Genomic DNA, 18697 nt, shown 5'->3' on the forward strand with positions numbered 1-18697 from the left:
ATAGGACAAAATAAAAATAATCCTTTAATTTTATTGAAAAATTGAACTTTGCGTCAATTTTATAATTTACACTATAATTAAATACTAACCTAAAAAATAAAAAATGGCAATTGGAGTTGGCGGATCAACTATAGATATCGAATTAGGAAAAATACAAAACATGACACTTGATGTTGTACCAATAGCGCTTCCAGAATACAAACAGCGTATCAAAAAAGCAGTTTCTTTAATGAAAGAACAAAATTGCAAAGCGCTTTATGTAAATGCTGGAACGAATCTGTATTATTTTACAGGAACAAAATGGAATCCGTCTGAGCGTATGGTTGGCGCCATAATTCTTGAAGATGAAACGGTTGAATATATTGTTCCAAAATTTGAAGAAGGAACTTTTAAGACTTTCATGAAAATTGAAGGAAATCTAAATTTCTGGGAAGAACACGAGAGCCCTTCTGAATTGTTTGGCAATATTCTGAAAAATAAAAATATCACTGATGGCAATATTGCGCTGGATGAATCGGCTGCTTTTTTTCTAATAGATGCAATCTCAAAAGCGAATTCAAACTTTAGTTTTGTAAATGCTCAACCGATAACAGCAGGTTGCAGAATGCATAAGTCAGCAAATGAAATTGCTATTATTCAAAAAGCGAAAGATATTACTATGGTGGTTCAAAAAGCAGCTGCCAGTATATTATATCCGGGCATTCCAGTAAGTACAGTTGTAGATTTCATTCATAGAGCACATATTAAGGCTGGTATTGCATCTGGTTCTTATTTCTGTATTGTTCTTTTCGGAGAAGATTCTCAGTATCCGCATGGAGTTACTGCTCCTCAAAATTTAGTTGACAATGATGTAGTTTTGATTGATACAGGATGTCGCTTAGAAGGCTATTTGTCTGATATCACTAGAACTTATGTATACGGAACTCCAAGTGACGAGCACAGAAAAATATGGAATCTTGAAAAAGCAACTCAAAAAGCAGCTTTTGATGCCGCTCAAATTGGAGCAACATGTGGTTCTGTAGATGATGCCGCTCGTAAAGTTTTGGCAGAAGCAGGTTTAAGCGGAGATTACGAAATTCCAGGATTGCCACACCGCGTGGGTCATGGAACAGGTTTAGATATTCATGAATATCCATATTTAGTACGAGGAAATCAAACTATCCTGAAAGAAGGAATGGTAGTTAGCAACGAGCCTATGATCTGTATGCCAGGTCAATTTGGTATTCGTCATGAAGATCATTTTTATATGACGGCTGAAGGTCCAAAATGGTTTACCGAGCCAATGCAGAGCATTGATAATCCGTTCGGTTTATAAGGTTAAAATAATTTTGATTCAATATTTTCAGAAGAGCTATTCTATTTAAGATGGCTCTTTTTTTATTAGATATATGTCGATCCTCTGGAGCTTTCTGATCTTTAATGATGTTTTATTCTATAAATATTATGCTTCTCTGAAGCTTTTGAACATCTGGTGATTCTCTTTGTGTTCCAATGGTTGAAACCATTGGCTATGTTTAAATTTAAATTTGATTTTTATTAAATATCCACTCCACTAAAGTTTTTTCTAATATTTTAAATGCTTCGGAGAAGCAAAATATTTATAGAAAAAATACAATTTCCAAATATAAAAAAGCCCCGGCGGGCGAAATATTAAATCATTAATAAAGGGTAAAAAAAATAGGGCTGTCCATTTTCGTAGACAGCCCTTTTTCATTTTTAACTAAATCAACTATTATTCAACCAATAATTTTTTCTTTTCTACAAACTTACCATCTGTAGCCACAACAATATAAACTCCTTTATTTAAATATTTAAGAGAATAAACGGTTGTATTATGTATTGTATCTACCAAATGACCTGTGCTGTTGTAAATTGACACTTTAACTTTATTGATATCAATATTTTCAAAAGTAAAGTTTACAACATCTGAAGCTGGGTTTGGATACATTGTGAATGCCTTTGCCGTATTTGTATTTATGCCTGGCAAACCAGCACTTCCAGATTGTAGATCAATTGTATGAGAAGCGCTCCATTCGCTAAAAGCCGTTCCATTTATTGCTCTTACTCTAAATTCATATACGGTTTGAGTTCCTTGTTTCGGAATCCATAAATAATATGTTGTAGAAGTTCCTGCGGATGTCCATCCAGAAGAAGTATTCAATTGCACTTCATAAGATGCAGCATCTGTAGATGTTGCCCAAGAAGCATAAAACCCTGATGAATATACACCTGCATTTCCAAGATTAGCTGGAATTGTTAAAGTTGCTGGATTTGGTGGAACAGAAGTTCCTGCTTGAACCGTATAATCTTCGATTTCACCATCTCCTAGATTTCCACAAGTTGAAGACGGATTAGCATTATATTTCATCACAACTCTCATTTTAGTAGTACCTGTAAATGACGCAGGTGTAAAACTTGTAGTTACTGCAGCGTTTGATGAAACATTATTAATTACTCTTTCAGATGCTTCAAACTGATTGTTTTTATTGTAGTCAATCCAAACTCCCCAATATTCTGTATAGGCAGAACCACTAAAACCAGGAGTTAAAGTAACGCTTGTATTTGCATTCGGATTCAAAGTAATCACTTTTGAAGTATAATCTGCATAACCGTTTGTTTCTTTTCCTGATGCATTTACAAAACTTCCTACTGCTACAGAACTTATATATTCATAACCGTTTGTTCCTTGCGCACTGCATAATGGAGCTGCAGGAATTGTCACAGTAGCCACATTTGAATAAGCAGAATAATCAGCACCTGATTTTGCTCTAGCTCTATATTTATAAGTGCTGTCGGCAGTTAAACCTGTATTGGTATAAGTAGCTACATTGTTAGCTAGTGTCGCAATTTCAGCATAAACATCATCTGAACCTGCTCTTTCGATAATTACATTTGTAGCATTTGTAGCATTATTAGTCCAGTTAAGCACAGCTTGTAAATTAGTCACAGTTGCTGTTAAATTTGTTGGAGCCAATACTGTATTTGTTGTTTGCACTCCTGCTAAAATTGGCTCATTTGGTTTGGTGTTATAAGCATAATCCAACACAGTATACCCTACTCCGCCAGCTTCTACTTTTACATGCATCCATCCGTAGCAAACACGTCCCCTGCTTGTATATTCAAAACCAACATATCCTGTTTTATTATCCCAATTTGTATAAGTAGCTGTTCTCAAATCTAATTGATTCGGATATGCTCCAGGTGCAGCAAAATTACTAGAAGCTCCAATAGAAGTACCTTGTGATAAGAAAGATATATTTCTTGTTCCCGCTTCGGAAACCAGTCTTTTTCCGTAAGTTTCTATTTTTAAAGCTGCGGCCGCATATTGCCATGCTCCATACTCCGTATTGTCTCCAATACCCATATCAAAATACTGCCAAGTTGATGCTGCATTGGCCGTATAATCTGGATTGTTTACATAAAACACTCCGTAAGGCGCATCGAATTTTAAATTGATTGTTTTAGTAGCGGTATCCAAAGTCGCTATTCCGCCTGTAATGGCTGCATCTTTAAACGTAACTGTAATAACAGCATCGTTTGTTGTATTGTGTGCCGTTGCTTTTCCTGTAAAAGAAAGTACCGTTTTAGAATTGCTTTCAAGAGTTAAAACAGCGGTTAAACCAGCTGGTACGCCTGTAATTGTATAATCGGTTCCTGCTGTAAAAGTCCCACTGCTTTTTGTAAATGTGCCATTATTAGTGCTCAAAGCAATTGTCGCTGTTGAAGTTATGCTTCCGTCATTTACTTCAGCTTCATACAATGTTTCTGGTGATAAAGTTGTTGCCGTTTTATCGGTCATTCCTGTGTAAATTGGAGTGTTCGGTTTTGTATTATAAGCATATTCCAAAATTGTATAACCGTCACCATCAGCGTTTACTTTTACTTTAAACCATCCATAACAGGTAAGACCATCCATTAAATAATCAAATCCTACATAACCAGTTTTTCCATCCCAAGCTGTATAACTCGCTGTTCTTAAATCCAACTGATTTGGATAAGCACCTGGAGCAGTCATATTGCTTGTTGGACCAACTGCTGTGTTTGCATTCAATAATGAAATATTTCTAGTACCCGTTTCGCAAACTAGTTTCTTTGCATACGTTTCAATTTTTAAAGCATTCGCCGCATAACGCCAGCCTCCAAATGCACGATCATCTCCTTTTGCGATTTCAAAATATTTCCATGTCAATGCTGACGAAACCGTAACATCTGGCATGTCAACAAAGAAGATTCCGTATGGATCTGAGAATTTAAAATTAAAGTATAAAGAAGTACAAGATAAATCAGCTGTTCCGCCTGCAAAAGCTGCTGGTAAAAAACTAATTCCACCAGATGTATTGTTGCTTAATGCATGATTTGTTGCTTTTCCAGTTAATGTAACTGTAATTTGATTGTTGGAGTTTACAGTAAGTACAGGTGTAATTCCTGCTGGAAAAGTATGTGTAAAATGAGTTCCTGCTGTCATTGTTCCAGAAGAAACCGCAAAAGTTTTAGTTCCGTTTAATTTGATTATGGATGAAGTATCAAAAGAACCGTCATTTACAATCGCTTCTTTAAAAGCTACAGCCGATGCAGTAAGCGTACTTCCTGTTGAATTAACACCTGTATCAATTAAGTTTTGTGCTTGCCAAAGAGATTTTCTCGCAGGGTGTTCTAAAGCAGCGAGCATTCTGTCAATCTGACCTTGTGTATACATTTTATAGCAACCTTGTGCTCCATTATATCCCATGTAGTTTTCGAAATTTACTTTATCGCCACTGCAATTTGTTCCTGGAGTACAGCCTAAAGTATGTTTTCCGTCTTCCGCAGGAGTATCAGAAACTTCATCAGTTCCTGTACAACCTCCTTCAAAAGTATGAATCAGATTAAGAAAGTGACCAAATTCGTGAGTAAGCGTTGCTGAGAATTCTTTGCTATATGAGTTATCATACAAATAAGCTCCGTTGAAAACAACACGAGCTGTATTGTTTGCTGTCATATCTGAACTTGGATACCAAGCCACACCTGAATTATTTGTAGCGCCGTCATTATACAAATCATTCTGTATATAGACATTCATATATTTGGTGTTGTCCCAAGCATCAGCTGCAATCTGGTCATCGTAGCCTCCACCGTTTCCGTAACCGTTTTTAGTTGGATGGAAAACAACACCTGTCGTACAACCACCATTAGGATCTTTTTTCGCAAGCTTAAATTCAATATTCAGCGTTCCGCGGCGTGCTTGAAAAAAAGATTCAACGGTCTGATAATCTGCGTTACGCCCATTAAAATCATCATTAAGCTGAGCTAAGTGATTGACAATCTTTTCGTAGGTTACCGTTTTTCCGCCTTGTACATCACCATAAATATGAAATACTACTGGAATTGTGTAAGTAGTAACTGCAGCCGTTTTTGCTGTAGAAGATTTACGCTGTGCTGCAAAATTTTTACTGAAAACATCAAAGTTCTTTTTCTCTTGAAGTGCATGAGGGTTATTCCGGTACACTTTTTCATTTTCTTCGCTTGTCCGACAAGGCAGACCTTGTGCACTAATTTTCACTGAACTGAAAATCAGAAAGCAGATTAGTAATTTTAATTTCATTTGTTTAGGTTTTTCATTAGTAATTGATCAAAATTACCGCAGAAGCTTCTATCTTTCTGATAGTATTTTATTCAGAATTAATACATAATTATCATATTTTTAACCATAAAAAAACACATAATCAAAAAATACTTATAATAAAATATTAAAATCAAAAACCAATCGACTTAACTAAAAAACATCCGTCATCCCTTACAAATACTATAAAACAAAAAAAAACCAGCACTTAAAAGTGCTGGCTCAAAAACAAATTAAACTAACTCAAAATTAAAATTTGTCCCAAAAAATCTTCGTTGTCATTAAATCTCCCCCTATTGCTGTTGAAGCTGCTTCATAATTAGCTGCATTCAACGTTTTATCTGATGTGGAATAAATATTTCTAACTGGAACTTTACCATTTGCTTCTTGCACCGCTGTTGGAGGCGCTACCAGTATAGGATAATCTAACCTTCTGTATTCAGTCCAAGCTTCAAAACCACGATTGTAGTAAGCGATCCAAAGCTGGTAGGCAATTTTTTGCTTGTCTGTTCCTGTTGCTGTAGCAAAAGCAACATCAGGACGTGCTAAATAAGTTTGGATATTCGCATCAGAAACTCCCCAAAATTTCATGCTAGCTTCTATTCCTTTTGCATAATAGGTTGCAGCATCAGCCCCTACACTAAAGCCTCGGCTTGCCGCATCTGCCAGTAAAAAACAGGTTTCTGTATAATCGAATATAACTCCTGGATTTGTTTCCTTTCTCAACCTGAGTCCTGTATTTGAATAATCTACATATTTAACTAGCTGAGCATATGGAGCACCTTTGTATTTACCGTTTATTTTTGAAGCCGGATCAAAGAAAATATCACGTCTTGGATCTTCTTTTGCATTTAATTCATTAACAAAAAACTCTGCTATGTTAATTTGGCTACTATTTACCAAACTATCATATAACGGATTCATATCTATTACTGACGAATAATACTGAAACAAAGCCGTATCTGCCTCTTTGCTCATTACCCCAGAACTATAAGCGCTTTCTACCATAGCTTTTGCTCTTGCAGGATCGACATCAGCAAGATGCAAACCCATTTTTAGTTTTACGCTATTTGCCAATACTTTCCATTTAGCAACATTTCCTTGAAAAACTAAATCTGCTTTTTTATCAAAACTTGCGTTTGCGGTATCTAAATTTGCAATAGCTACATCCAAACGGGAAGCTAAATCCAAATAGATTGTTTTAGCATCGTCATATTTTGGAAGAGGGAACTTTTTAATATCTAAAGCTTCGGTATACGCTACATTTCCAAACAAATCAACCAATGTCTGATACGTCATTACAATTTGTACCTCAAGAATTGCCAACTGATTTTTTTGCACCGCTTCTTCTACTGGACCTAATGCTTTTATTTCTTTGATTTGTTTTTGCGCATTTGATAAATCCTGTAATACATCTCTATAAAGCAATACAGCATGATTGCTTCCTAGATTTCTTTTTGCCTGATTGTAATTAGCTTCATCTGTATAAGTCGAAGTCGACCAATGTTGAACATAAGCTCTGAAATTGTTCGAATTAACAGAAGCATTAGTCAAGAAATAAGCATAATTTACTTGAGCACTAGTCATTAATGCTGCGGGTACCGCTGTTTCATAACCTTTTTTGTCCTGATTCATATTGTCCAGGTTATCGCATGAAGCTATTGTACATAGAATAGCTCCAGCAAAAAATATTGTTTTTATAATTCTCATGTCTATATTTTTTAGAATTGAACTTTCAATGTAAAACTATACTCTTTTGTTGTCGGTAAAACCCCTGATTGAAAGCCTTGTAAATTACCCGAAGATGCTCCCGCTTCTGGATCTGCGTAAGGAAGATTTTTGTGAATGATCCAAAGGTTGCTTCCATTAACAGCGAAGACCATATTATTGATAAACGTATTAGTTAAGAATCTTTTTGGAAATCTGTAGCTTAACCCAACTTCACGTAATTTTACATAAGATGCATCATAAACATATTCTTGCTGTGGCATAGAACCATAAAAATCGTATCCTGCAGCATCTGCGATTTCTGCAACCACAGTATTTGGTGCTCCATCTGCTTGAACTCCGTTTAGCAATACACCGCCGCCATTAGCAACAGGCTCACGCTGCGGAACTCCATTATGGTTTTTACTCACTGTACTTTCATAGATACCTGTCTGATGTCCAAATTGTTGATCTAAAGAGTATACATCTCCTCCTTTTTTAACATCTATTAAGAAGTTGAAAGAAATATTCTTATACGTTAAAACGTTATTAAAACCACCAATCCAATCAGGATTTACATCTCCGATCACTACTCCTGAAGTTTTTTGATAGGTTCCGTTTGAGTTAATAACTCTCTGCCCATTTAAATAAGTATAACCAGAACCCACAAGCTGACCAACTGGTTTACCAACTTCTGCTACATAACTAATTCCTTGGAAACCTCCTAATGAAATCTGATTTGCTCCTGCTAAAGAAATTACTTCATTTTTATTAGTAGACCAGTTTACAGTTGCCTGCCATGTAAAATTGTTTGTTTTGATTGGAGTAGCATTTACCGTTAACTCAAATCCTTTGTTTTGAACATCTCCTCCATTAATCCATGCTCTTGTGTATCCTGTTTGTGTAGGCGTTTCAATAGATAGAATCTGATTTGTTGTATTTGTTTTGTAATAAGAAAAGTCAACTCCTAATCTGTTTTTGAAGAACTTAAGCTCAAGACCTGCCTCAAAACCTTTTGTCAACTCACTTTTTAAATCAGAATTGCTTCTGCTATCTTCTGTTGAAAAACGAATTCCGTTTGGACCAAAATTATTATTTTTAGAATATCTCGGAGAAGTTACTGCAAATTGAGCATCGTTTCCTGTTTCAGCATAGTTTAAACGCAGCTTACCAAAAGATAGCCAATCTGCTTTGATATGATTACTAAAAATATAAGTTCCTGTGATTGAAGGATAAGAATAAGTATTATTCGCCTTTGGCAAAGTAGAAGACTGATCTATTCTGTATGTTCCTTCTACAAAAAATGTATCAAGATAAGCAAAATTAGCTGTCCCATAAATACTGTTTGTCCCAATAGTCTGCTCTGCCTCGCCAGGATAGTTGATTAGATTTATTGAGTTTGTCAAAGCGTAAATTCCTGGAACAACCAATCCGCCATTTGTCTCAGCATAAATAGAATTTAATACAGAACGTCTAGAGTTTCCTCCTAACATCCCCGTAAAATTTAGACCTTCTGTAATAGCCGTTTTAAAATTCAAAACTAAATCTAAGTTGATTTCACGAAAGTTTTTATCATATCTAGAGTATTGTCCTAATCCGTTTGATGTTCTTTTTGAACCCACAGCTATGCGCTCTTCTTGTAACTGATGATAAAAATCGACAGCACCTCTCCCCATGATATCAAACCAATTTGTAACTTCTGTTTTTAAGATTACATTTCCAAAGAAACGATCTCTTTTCATCGAGTTGTAATTGTTATAACGCTGAAAATACGGATTATCATGAAACAAAACGGTCAACTTAGTTGGCGATTGCACATTCCATGTTATATTTTTACCTGTTAATTCGTAAGCCTCTTTAAGATCACCAAAATCAGCACTTGTACTGTACCATTGTCTTACACTGCTCAAATAGTTGTTTCCGCCATCTCCATATCCAGTCTCATTCATACCAATCGCATCTGATTTCATATAATTTGATGATGCTGAAATTCTAGTTTTTGGCGCAATTTTATAGCTAGCAGAAAAATTAAAATTATCTTTTCTGTTATTGCTATTAGGCAGAATTCCTTGCTGCTGATTGTAGTTAGTGTAACCAAATCTAAAATCACCCTGATCATTCGAACCAGAAATAGCGATATTATTGATATAAGTTAAACTGTTTTGATAAAAACTGTTTGGATTCTTTTTTACCGCTGTATAAGGTGATAATTTCCCACAAGTTGGTAGATTAGGATAAAAAGAAGTCCAATTGTACACCAAAACAGAAGGATCAAATTTTGGCCCCCAAGAAGCATCTTCTATACTTACAGACGGATGAGAACCGCTCCCTAAATCTACAGTTGATCCAAAAGATCCATATCCTCCACCATATTGGTTTTGATATTCTGGCAATGTTTCTTTATCAACCACCCCAACGTTTATTCCGGTGCTGAAATCTATACCTAAACCTCCTTTAGCTTTGCTGCCTTTTTTAAGTGTTACGATAATAACTCCATTTGAAGCTCTTGATCCATATAACGCTGTTGCTGCAGCACCTTTTAAAACGTTCATGGTTTCAATATCATCAGGGTTTATATCTGAGGCAGCATTACCATAATCATATCCTCCTTTATTACCACTTGATTTCTGGTCACTTGTATTGGTGTTGTCATTGTTTAATATAATTCCATCCACAACCCACAAGGCCTGATTGTTTCCTGTCAAAGAAGTTGTACCACGAATGACAACGTTTGTAGATCCTCCAATATTATTATTTCTTCTAATTTGTACACCCGCAATTTTTCCTGAAATATTATTCGAAACGTTACCAGTATTTATTTTTGTAAGCTGATCTCCATTTATTTCTTGCGTAGCATAACCCAAAGATTTTTTCTCTCTTTTAAGTCCCAATGCTGTAACTACAATTTCCTGCAATTGCGTAGATCCTGCAGACATTTTTACGTTTACGCTATTACTACGAGCCGGAACTTCTTTAGTTTGCATTCCAATAAAACTAAACACAAGTACCGCATTTGCATCAGCTTTTATTGAATATTTCCCATCAAAATCAGTCTGAGAACCTGTTTGAGTTCCTTTTACCAGTATTCCAACACCTGGCAATGGAATTCCATTCTCATCTGAAACAATTCCTGACACCACCCGATCTTGGGCAAAGGTCAGTTTCGTCAACAGCACAAAAAAGAGTACTGCAATTTTTCTAACATTAATCTTGAATTTCATAAAATGGTTTTATAATTAATGTGGCAAATATTTTGCTTTTTAGATAATTTTTCTGATAATATATTACCGAAAAACCTGCTTATATTACCCTATAAATATCAATTTCGCAATTACACATTTACTATATTACCTTTTTAGAAAGATTTCAAAATCAAACAATTAACTTAGTTCCAAATAACATAAATCAAAAAAAAAGGAGAATTTCAATTTGATGAAACTCTCCTTTCTTTTATAATATGTATTTTTATTATTTTGCTCCTGGCGGGCAATTTTTTTCAATAAATCTGACAAAAGTATCTACTAGATGTTTTTCTGTTCCTTCTCCTTCATCAATACTATGAGAACGGTTTGGATAAATCATTAAATCAAACATTTTATCGTATTTGATTAATTCGTTTATTAAAACTTCTGCATTCTTATAATGTACATTATCATCGCCTGTTCCGTGAATATATAGTAAATTTCCTTTCAGATTTTTAGCATGTGTTACAGGAGAAGCCTGAATATAAGCTGCCTGATTTTCGTCTGGCAATCCCATATAGCGCTCTGTATAGATATTATCATAAAAATGCTGATCTGTTACTGCTGCAATCGCAATTCCAGTTTTGTAGATTTCTGGATACTGAAACATTAAGTTTAAAGTTACTGCTCCACCGCCGCTCCAGCCATGAATCGCCACACGATCAGAATCGATGAAGTTCCATTTTAAAACTTCTTTGGCTGCCATTGCCTGATCACGCGTATTGATAATCCCGATATTTTTGTAAATAGATTTTCTCCATTGTGTTCCTTTCATTACAGGAGTTCCTCTATTATCCATAGCAATTCCGATATATCCTTTTGGAATCAATTCAGCGATAAAACCATTAAAATACGGTTTGTCATTGGCTACTGAAGCCATCGGTTCTCCATAAACATAGAAGAAAACAGGATATTTTTTTGAAGGATCAAAATCCAATGGTTTTGCCATTACACCATCAATTTCAACTCCATCTTCAGTTTTTACTTTAAACTTCTCCATTGAATAATTTCGTCTTGGAGCCACAAAAACATCTGCTTCTTTTGGATAAATCTTTTGATGCCCCGACAAGGCAATCAACCTCTGATTGTAATCTCTCGAAATGCTAGAATTGGTATGTCTTGCATAAGCTGCATCTGTAGAAAAAACATATCGGTTTGTACCGTCAAAAATTGCTGGAGTTATTCTTTTTGTTTTTTTCGAACTTAAATTTGTTTCATACAAGTAACGCTGAGTAGCATCTTCTGGACTAGCAATAAAATATATTGTTTTGGTCTTTTCATTATAGGCTTTAAAATAAGCATCAAAATTAGTTTTAGTGATTAACTCTTTTGATTTTCCGTCAAGGCTTATTTTGTAAATATGCATCCATCCGTCTGCGTCAGAACTCCATAAAAAGGCTTTTCCGTTGTCTACAAACTGACAAGGAAAAACGTCATATTCACCAGCAGAAGTATCAAACACGTCAATCCATGCTTTTGATTCTTCTTTATAAATCACTCTCGCTGCACCCGATTTTGCATTGCAATCGTACATCGTAACCTGATTCTGGTTTCTATTTAACTGAACTACCATAATAGATTCATTGCTAAGCCATTTCATTCGAACCAAATAATTATTATCTGGTTCTCCAGGAATATTTAACCAATTGGTTTGAAGAGAATCAATATTTACAATTCCGATTTTTACAGAAGAAGGTTTATCTCCAGCTTTTGGATATTCCACAGGAATAATTGTCGGATATAACGAATCTGTATTATTGATCATGAAATGGAATTTGGTAGATGTAGCATCTACTCTCCAAAAAGCAATGCTTTTTCCGTCTGGACTCCATCTGAATCCGTCACGAGCAGCTAGTTCTTCTTCATAAACCCAATCAAAAGTTCCGTTAATAATTTTATCTGTACCGTCTGTAGTTACTGGCGTAATTTTTCCAGAATTCAGATTTTCAACATATATGTTGTGTTTTGAAACGTAGGCAACATTTTCATTATCGCTAGAAAACTTAGCAAACATTAAAGATGACGCATCCAAGTTTTTGCCTAATTGTTTTCCTTTTCCTGTGGCCAAATCAAAATACCAATAATCACCTCTAGTATTGTCTCTCCAAACTTTCTTAGAATTTGTATAGACTAATACTTTTGTTTTTGAATCGTTCCAAACCAATTGTTCAATTTCGCCTGTAAATCCAGCAGCAGCTAATTGTGCTTTTGATAAAATAGTGTTTTGTTTATCTAGCTTATCAACATCATAAACGACCACGTTACTGTCTTGATTCACCCAAAAAGAATGAGAATTTGGCAACCAATTTAGATTGTTAATATCAATCTTCTGTGCGAAAACAGATGTACATATAAACAGTACCAACAACAAATATTTTCTCATCTTATCCTTTTTTATTTTTAATTAAATTTTCAATTTCGGCAATTTCAATAGGCATAGCTTCACTCAGATTGATATTTCCATTTTCTGTTATCAGATAATCATTTTCCAAACGGCATCCTATTCCTTCTTCTCTAATGTAAATTCCAGGTTCGCAAGTAAGCACCATTCCCTTTTCAAAAGGTCTTGAATACAAACCAACATCATGAACATCAAGTCCTAAATGATGCGCAGTTCCATGCATGAAATATTTCTTGTAAGCAGGTTTTTCTGGATCTTGAGATTTAATTTCTTCTTCAGTAATTAATCCTAATTTTACCAATTCAGCTTCAATTAATTTAGCCATTTGAAGTTCATAATCTTTCGATAAAACTCCAGGCTTTAGTAATTTAGAACCTTCTTTCAAACAATGCAAAACAGATTCGTAAACCTCTTTTTGCCTAGGACTGAAAGTTCCGTTAACCGGAATACATCTTGTGGTATCTGAATTATAGTTGGCATAACAGCTTCCAAAATCGAGAAGAACCATTTCATTCTCTTCGCAAATATCATCATTAGTATTATAATGCAATGAGCATGCATTTCCACCAGAGGCTATAATTGATTTAAAAGCTTGTCTTGTTCCTCCATTTTTTACGGTAGCGTACAACAACTCGGCCTCTAATTCATATTCGTTTATATTAGGACGAATGGTATTTAAAATTCTATGAAAACCTTCAACACTTATTGCTGTTGCTTTTTTAATTAAATCAACTTCCTCGTTCGATTTAATTGGACGCAATTCGCGCGTTATTTTTGCCACACGCTCGTATTGATGCAATGGATACTTTTCTTTGCACCATTTAATCATTCGGTCTTGTCTGGTTTCCATTTCAGCCGTTACCCTTTTGATATGCTCATTGTGACCTAAATAAAAAACATCTGATTCAAAGGCAAAAAGCTGTAAAGCCTTCTCAAACTCATGAATCCATTTGATATTTTTGATTCCAGAAATAGCCGTGGCCTGTTCTTTGGTTAAAAAATCACCGTCCCAAGTCAGCGTATGTTCATTTGCTTCTTTTACAAAAAGTATAGCTCTGTTTTCTTCTTTAAAAGCATCTGGATAAAGCACCAGAATAGTTTCATCCTGATCAATACCAGACAGATAAAACAAATCATTATTTTGAGCAAAACCCATAACATCATCAGCGTTATTAGGCATTACGTCATTTGAAGTTAAAATGGCCAAACTATTTGGCAGCATTTTTTCGGTAAATCTTTTTCGGTTTTCTATAAACAAAGAAACCGGAATCTGGTTGTATCTCATATTTTATATTTGGAATCTGTCAATAGCTACAGAAGTCGGTTTTCCAGAAATAATTTCTGTTATGATTTTTCCTGTTGCCGGTGCGAGACTTAATCCCATCATGGCATGTCCTGTTGCTAAGGTCAAATTTACGATTTTTTTGTCTCTAGCAATAATTGGCATTCCGGATGGCGTGCATGGTCTAAACCCAAACCAAGTGTCTTCTGTTTTTGGCATTTCCACTTTCATGTCAGGATAAAAATCATTGATGCTATTTATAATTCCTTGAAGCCTGTTTGCGTTTATTTTATTGTCTTTGGTGTGTGTTATTTCCATAGTTCCTCCAAATCTAATATCATTTGCCATTGGAGTTACGGCCACTTTTCCTTCGCATAAAATAGATGGAATACTTGGTTTTTGGGATTTATCTTTTAAAGTAAAACTGTATCCTTTTCCTGGTAAAATAGAAATTGAGATATTTAATTTTTTAGCCAAAAAAGGACTCCAAGATCCTGATGCCAAAACCACTTCGTCAGTTCTAAAAAGCCCTTTATCGGTAACAATTTTTTCAATTTTATTTCCTTCTAAAACAAAATCTTTAACGCTGGTTTGTGAGTGGATTTCGACTTTTAAACGAGATAATTCCTCTTTGATAAAAGCCATAAATTTTTGCGGATACAAATGAGCATCACTTTTATAATGAACTCCCCCAATTACATTGGTATTGGTTCCTTTTTCTAAAAGTGCCACTTCAGATTTTGAGAGATAATCTACTTCAAGTCCTAGACGTTCTGCTTCTTTTCCTTCGTGATGCATTTCTTCTCCTACTTTATCACTTTTATAAAGCATTAAAAGTCCTTTTTCTTCATAAAAGAAAGAATTATTCTCTTTGGCAAAATCCTGATATAATTCTTTACTTAATAAAGATAGGTCACGTAAAGCAGGCATCGCATTTTCTACATGGCGTAAATTGGCATGTTTATAAAACTGCATTCCCCAGTTTATTAAATCTTTGCTTAAACGCGGTTTTACATAAAATGGACTACGGCTGTCAAACATCCATTTTATTCCTTGAGCAATCATACCCGGCTGTGCCAGCGGAATAATGTGTGATGGTACAATCATACCTGCGTTTCCATACGAACAGCCATTGCTCATATCAGATTCATCAAATACACTCACCTCGTAACCTTCCTTTGCAAGATAATAGGCAGAACATAAGCCAATAATTCCACCGCCGATAACAGCAACTTTTTTCATAAATTTTATTTCGTTAAGAGTTCTTTGAACTACTAATTATATTTTAAATCTGTTGGATTAGATTATATGTTTCATTAAGCTAAAACCAATTGCCTTGGACTTTGCTTATCAATTATTTTTTTGACTCCGTTTTTAAACATAACCCGTGGTTTCAACCACGGGTATGCAATCAAAAAACAATCTATATGGGCCCGCGGTTGAAACCACTGGCTATATCTAAATATTATTTATTCTATGCTCAAATCTGAAATCAAAAATCTCTTAACTTAAGACATTGATCTTTAGATAGTAATTAAAATTGTAAAAGATGGTTTTAGCTTAAACAACAACCATGTTAATTTGGCTAAAGCCCATCTTATTTACAATTTCTAAAATCCCATAGTTAAAACTAGAGACTATTCAAAAAACAATAATATAATTTAACCAACAGCTTAATTATATTATAAACTGATTTTTAAATAACCTGAAATCCAAATGCATATGGATCGTCGCTTTCATCAATTATAATATTATTATATCCGTATACTTTTGCCCATCCTTGAATGCTTGGAACAATAGCTGGAATATCTCCGATAGAAGTTTCTTCTACGACTTTTCCAATAAACTTACTTCCAATATAACTTTCGTGAATAAACTCTTCTCCTTTTTTCAATTTTCCTTTAGCGTGCAATTGTGCCATTCGGGCTGATGTACCCGTTCCACATGGTGAACGGTCGATTGCTTTGTCACCATAAAAAACAGCATTTCTGCCAGATGATGTTGAGTCAATAGGCGATCCTGTCCATAACATATGTGATACATCTCGAATTGTATCATTCTCTGGGTGGATGAAATAATCTGGATATTTTTCGTTAATTTTTTTACGCACTTCCTGACTATACTGAACAATTTTACTTGCTGTAAAATCCTGAACACCAGAAAAATTCTTTTGCGGATCGACAATGGCATAGTAATTTCCTCCGTAAGCCACATCAAAAACAATTTCGCCCAATTCTGGACAATCAATAGTAAGTCCTTCTGCCGCTAGATACGATTTAACGTTGGTCAGACGTACCCAATCTACCTTTTTGCCTGTTTGTTGATATTCGATGTGCACTAAACCTGCAGGCGCTTCCATTTTAATAATTCCAGGAACTTTTGGAGTCACCAAACCTTCTTCGACAGCAATTGTAATAGTTCCAATTGTTCCGTGTCCGCACATTGGCAGACAGCCAGAAGTTTCAATAAACAAAATTCCAAAATCATTATCAGGATTACTTGGCGGATACAAAATGCTTCCGCTCATCATATCGTGCCCTCTTGGTTCAAACATTAATCCTTTACGAATCCAATCATATTCTTTTAAGAAATGCTGCCGTTTTTCGCTCATCGAATTGCCTTGTAGATTTGGTCCGCCACCGGCAACAACCCTAACTGGATTCCCGCACGTATGAGCATCTACGCAAAAAAAAGTTTTCTTTACCATTTTATATTTGAGATAGTGTTAGTTTATTATTTACTGTACGAACAATTTGCAGCGGATTCTCGTTTTGTAATTCAGCTGGCAGCAAATGATCTGGCCAATTCTGAAAACTTACTGGACGCACCCATCTATACACTGCATCTATACCAACTGCTGTGTAACGTGAATCTGAAGATGCAGGATAAGGTCCTCCGTGAAGCATAGAAGCACAAACTTCTACACCTGTAGGAACACCATTATAGATCAAACGACCTACACGATTCTGTAAAGCACCAATTATTCCTTTATGAGATTCAATTTCGTTCTCCTCACTTATGATTGTTCCTGTCAGCTGTCCTTCAAGCTTAGAAATTACCTCTATTAATTCAGCTTCATTTTCGCATTCAATTAAAATAGAAAATGGTCCAAAAACTTCATTGTGCAATACTGCATTTTTTAAAAATTCTTTTCCATCAACTTTTAAGACAGTTGAAGCACCGTGATTTGGTGTTGTCTCTCCTTTAAATTGCGCTATTCTTGAAACTCCATTCTGCTCTTCTATTTTTGCAATTCCGTTATTAAAATCAGCATAAATAGAAGGGTGCAGCATACAGCCTGGCTGAATTTTTTCGATTGCCTGATCCAACTTTTCAGTAAAATCATTTAATTCTTCTCCTTTCAAAGCAAGCAATAACCCTGGATTCGTACAAAATTGCCCAGCTCCCAAAGTAATAGAACCCGCATAAGCCGTTGCCCATTTTTGGCTATTTTTTTTCAAAGCATTAGGCAATAATACCACTGGATTAATACTTCCCATTTCGGCAAATACTGGAATTGGTTCTGGGCGCTGTGCAGCTAAATCGCACAAAGCTCGTCCGCCTTTAATGCTTCCTGTAAAACCAACTCCTTTTACCAATGGATGTTTTACCAAACTTGTCCCAAGCGTTCTTCCATCACCTATAAGGTTAGAAAAAACACCCTCTGGCATATTAGTTTTCTTAGCCGCTTTTATGATTGCCGAAGCAACCATTTCGCCTGTTCCTATATGCATAGAGTGGCTTTTTACAATAACTGGACAACCCGCAGCCAAAGCTGAAGCTGTATCTCCTCCGCTTGTAGAGAATGCAAAAGGAAAGTTACTTGATCCAAAAACCACAATTGGTCCTAGAGGTGTTAACATTTTGCGTAAATCTTCTTTTGGCGCAGGCTGTCTGTCAATTATTGCTGTATCTATTGTAGCTTGCACCCAGCTTCCTTCTGTAAGCATATCGGCAAAAGCTTTCAACTGGCCGATTGTTCTTCCGCGTTCTCCTTCTGCTCTACCTCTCGGATAACCCGATTCGGTGCAATATTGAACTAAAAGATCATCTCCTAATGCTAAAATTTCATCTGCAATAGCGTTTAAAAATTTAGCTTTTTCAATACCAGAATAATTTTTATAACTCGCAAATGCTTGATTGGCTAGCGCAACCGCTTCTTCAATTTCATCTTGAGTTGCCTCTGTAAAAACCCATGGATTTTCTGTATTCAATAGCGGATTAAACGTTTTTAGTATTTTTGTACCGCCTGCTTTTAGCTGGCTTCCTATATAATTTTTTCCTGTAATCATGTTTTTTTCTTATAAATGAATTAAATGCCATTGTAGTTTTCAGCCACGATTTTAGTCTCAAGTTTCAGTCGCAGCCCCAGTAAACGCAGTAACCGAAAACCCTGACTGTAAATGGAAACTGAAAAACTGAGACTGCGACTGAAAGCTGAGAACCGAGACTGAAAACTAAAAAAG

General features: G+C 35.4%; 9 protein-coding genes. 1 reads left to right on the forward strand and 8 read right to left on the reverse strand.

Features of this window, described 5'->3' with window-relative positions; genetic code table 11:
• The first annotated feature begins 103 nt into the window (after positions 1–103).
• On the forward strand, positions 104–1315 hold the full coding sequence (locus PQ463_RS06925; protein WP_274256937.1) for a M24 family metallopeptidase: 1212 nt from the start codon (positions 104–106) through the stop codon (positions 1313–1315).
• Between the two features lie 417 nt (positions 1316–1732).
• Here PQ463_RS06925 and PQ463_RS06930 read toward each other — a convergent pair whose 3' ends face one another.
• The 8 genes from PQ463_RS06930 to PQ463_RS06965 form a co-directional block, all read right to left on the reverse strand.
• Positions 1733–5581 (reverse strand): M43 family zinc metalloprotease, encoded by a 3849-nt coding sequence (locus tag PQ463_RS06930; RefSeq protein WP_274256938.1) that lies wholly within the window; start codon positions 5579–5581, stop codon positions 1733–1735.
• A 267-nt stretch (positions 5582–5848) separates the two neighbouring features.
• The gene (locus PQ463_RS06935) at positions 5849–7309 is read right to left on the reverse strand and encodes a SusD/RagB family nutrient-binding outer membrane lipoprotein (protein WP_274256939.1); all 1461 of its coding nucleotides are present in this window, start codon (positions 7307–7309) and stop codon (positions 5849–5851) included.
• An 11-nt stretch (positions 7310–7320) separates the two neighbouring features.
• The gene (locus PQ463_RS06940; RefSeq protein ID WP_274256940.1) at positions 7321–10527 is read right to left on the reverse strand and encodes a SusC/RagA family TonB-linked outer membrane protein; all 3207 of its coding nucleotides are present in this window, start codon (positions 10525–10527) and stop codon (positions 7321–7323) included.
• A gap of 247 nt (positions 10528–10774) precedes the next feature.
• Complete coding sequence (locus PQ463_RS06945) at positions 10775–12931, reverse strand: S9 family peptidase (protein WP_274256941.1); 2157 nt, start codon at positions 12929–12931, stop codon at positions 10775–10777.
• A gap of 1 nt (position 12932) precedes the next feature.
• Complete coding sequence (locus PQ463_RS06950) at positions 12933–14234, reverse strand: aminopeptidase P family protein (RefSeq protein WP_274256942.1); 1302 nt, start codon at positions 14232–14234, stop codon at positions 12933–12935.
• A 3-nt stretch (positions 14235–14237) separates the two neighbouring features.
• A complete protein-coding gene (locus tag PQ463_RS06955; RefSeq protein ID WP_274256943.1) occupies positions 14238–15473 on the reverse strand; it encodes an NAD(P)/FAD-dependent oxidoreductase in 1236 nt (411 codons plus the stop codon).
• 454 nt (positions 15474–15927) lie between these two features.
• The gene (locus PQ463_RS06960; RefSeq protein WP_111423213.1) at positions 15928–16938 is read right to left on the reverse strand and encodes a 4-hydroxyproline epimerase; all 1011 of its coding nucleotides are present in this window, start codon (positions 16936–16938) and stop codon (positions 15928–15930) included.
• A 1-nt stretch (position 16939) separates the two neighbouring features.
• A complete protein-coding gene (locus PQ463_RS06965) occupies positions 16940–18523 on the reverse strand; it encodes an aldehyde dehydrogenase (NADP(+)) (RefSeq protein ID WP_274256944.1) in 1584 nt (527 codons plus the stop codon).
• Positions 18524–18697: the final 174 nt, after the last annotated feature.

Origin of the sequence: Flavobacterium sp. KACC 22763 (assembly GCF_028736155.1) — a bacterium.
In the GTDB taxonomy this organism is placed as follows: Bacteria; Bacteroidota; Bacteroidia; order Flavobacteriales; family Flavobacteriaceae; genus Flavobacterium.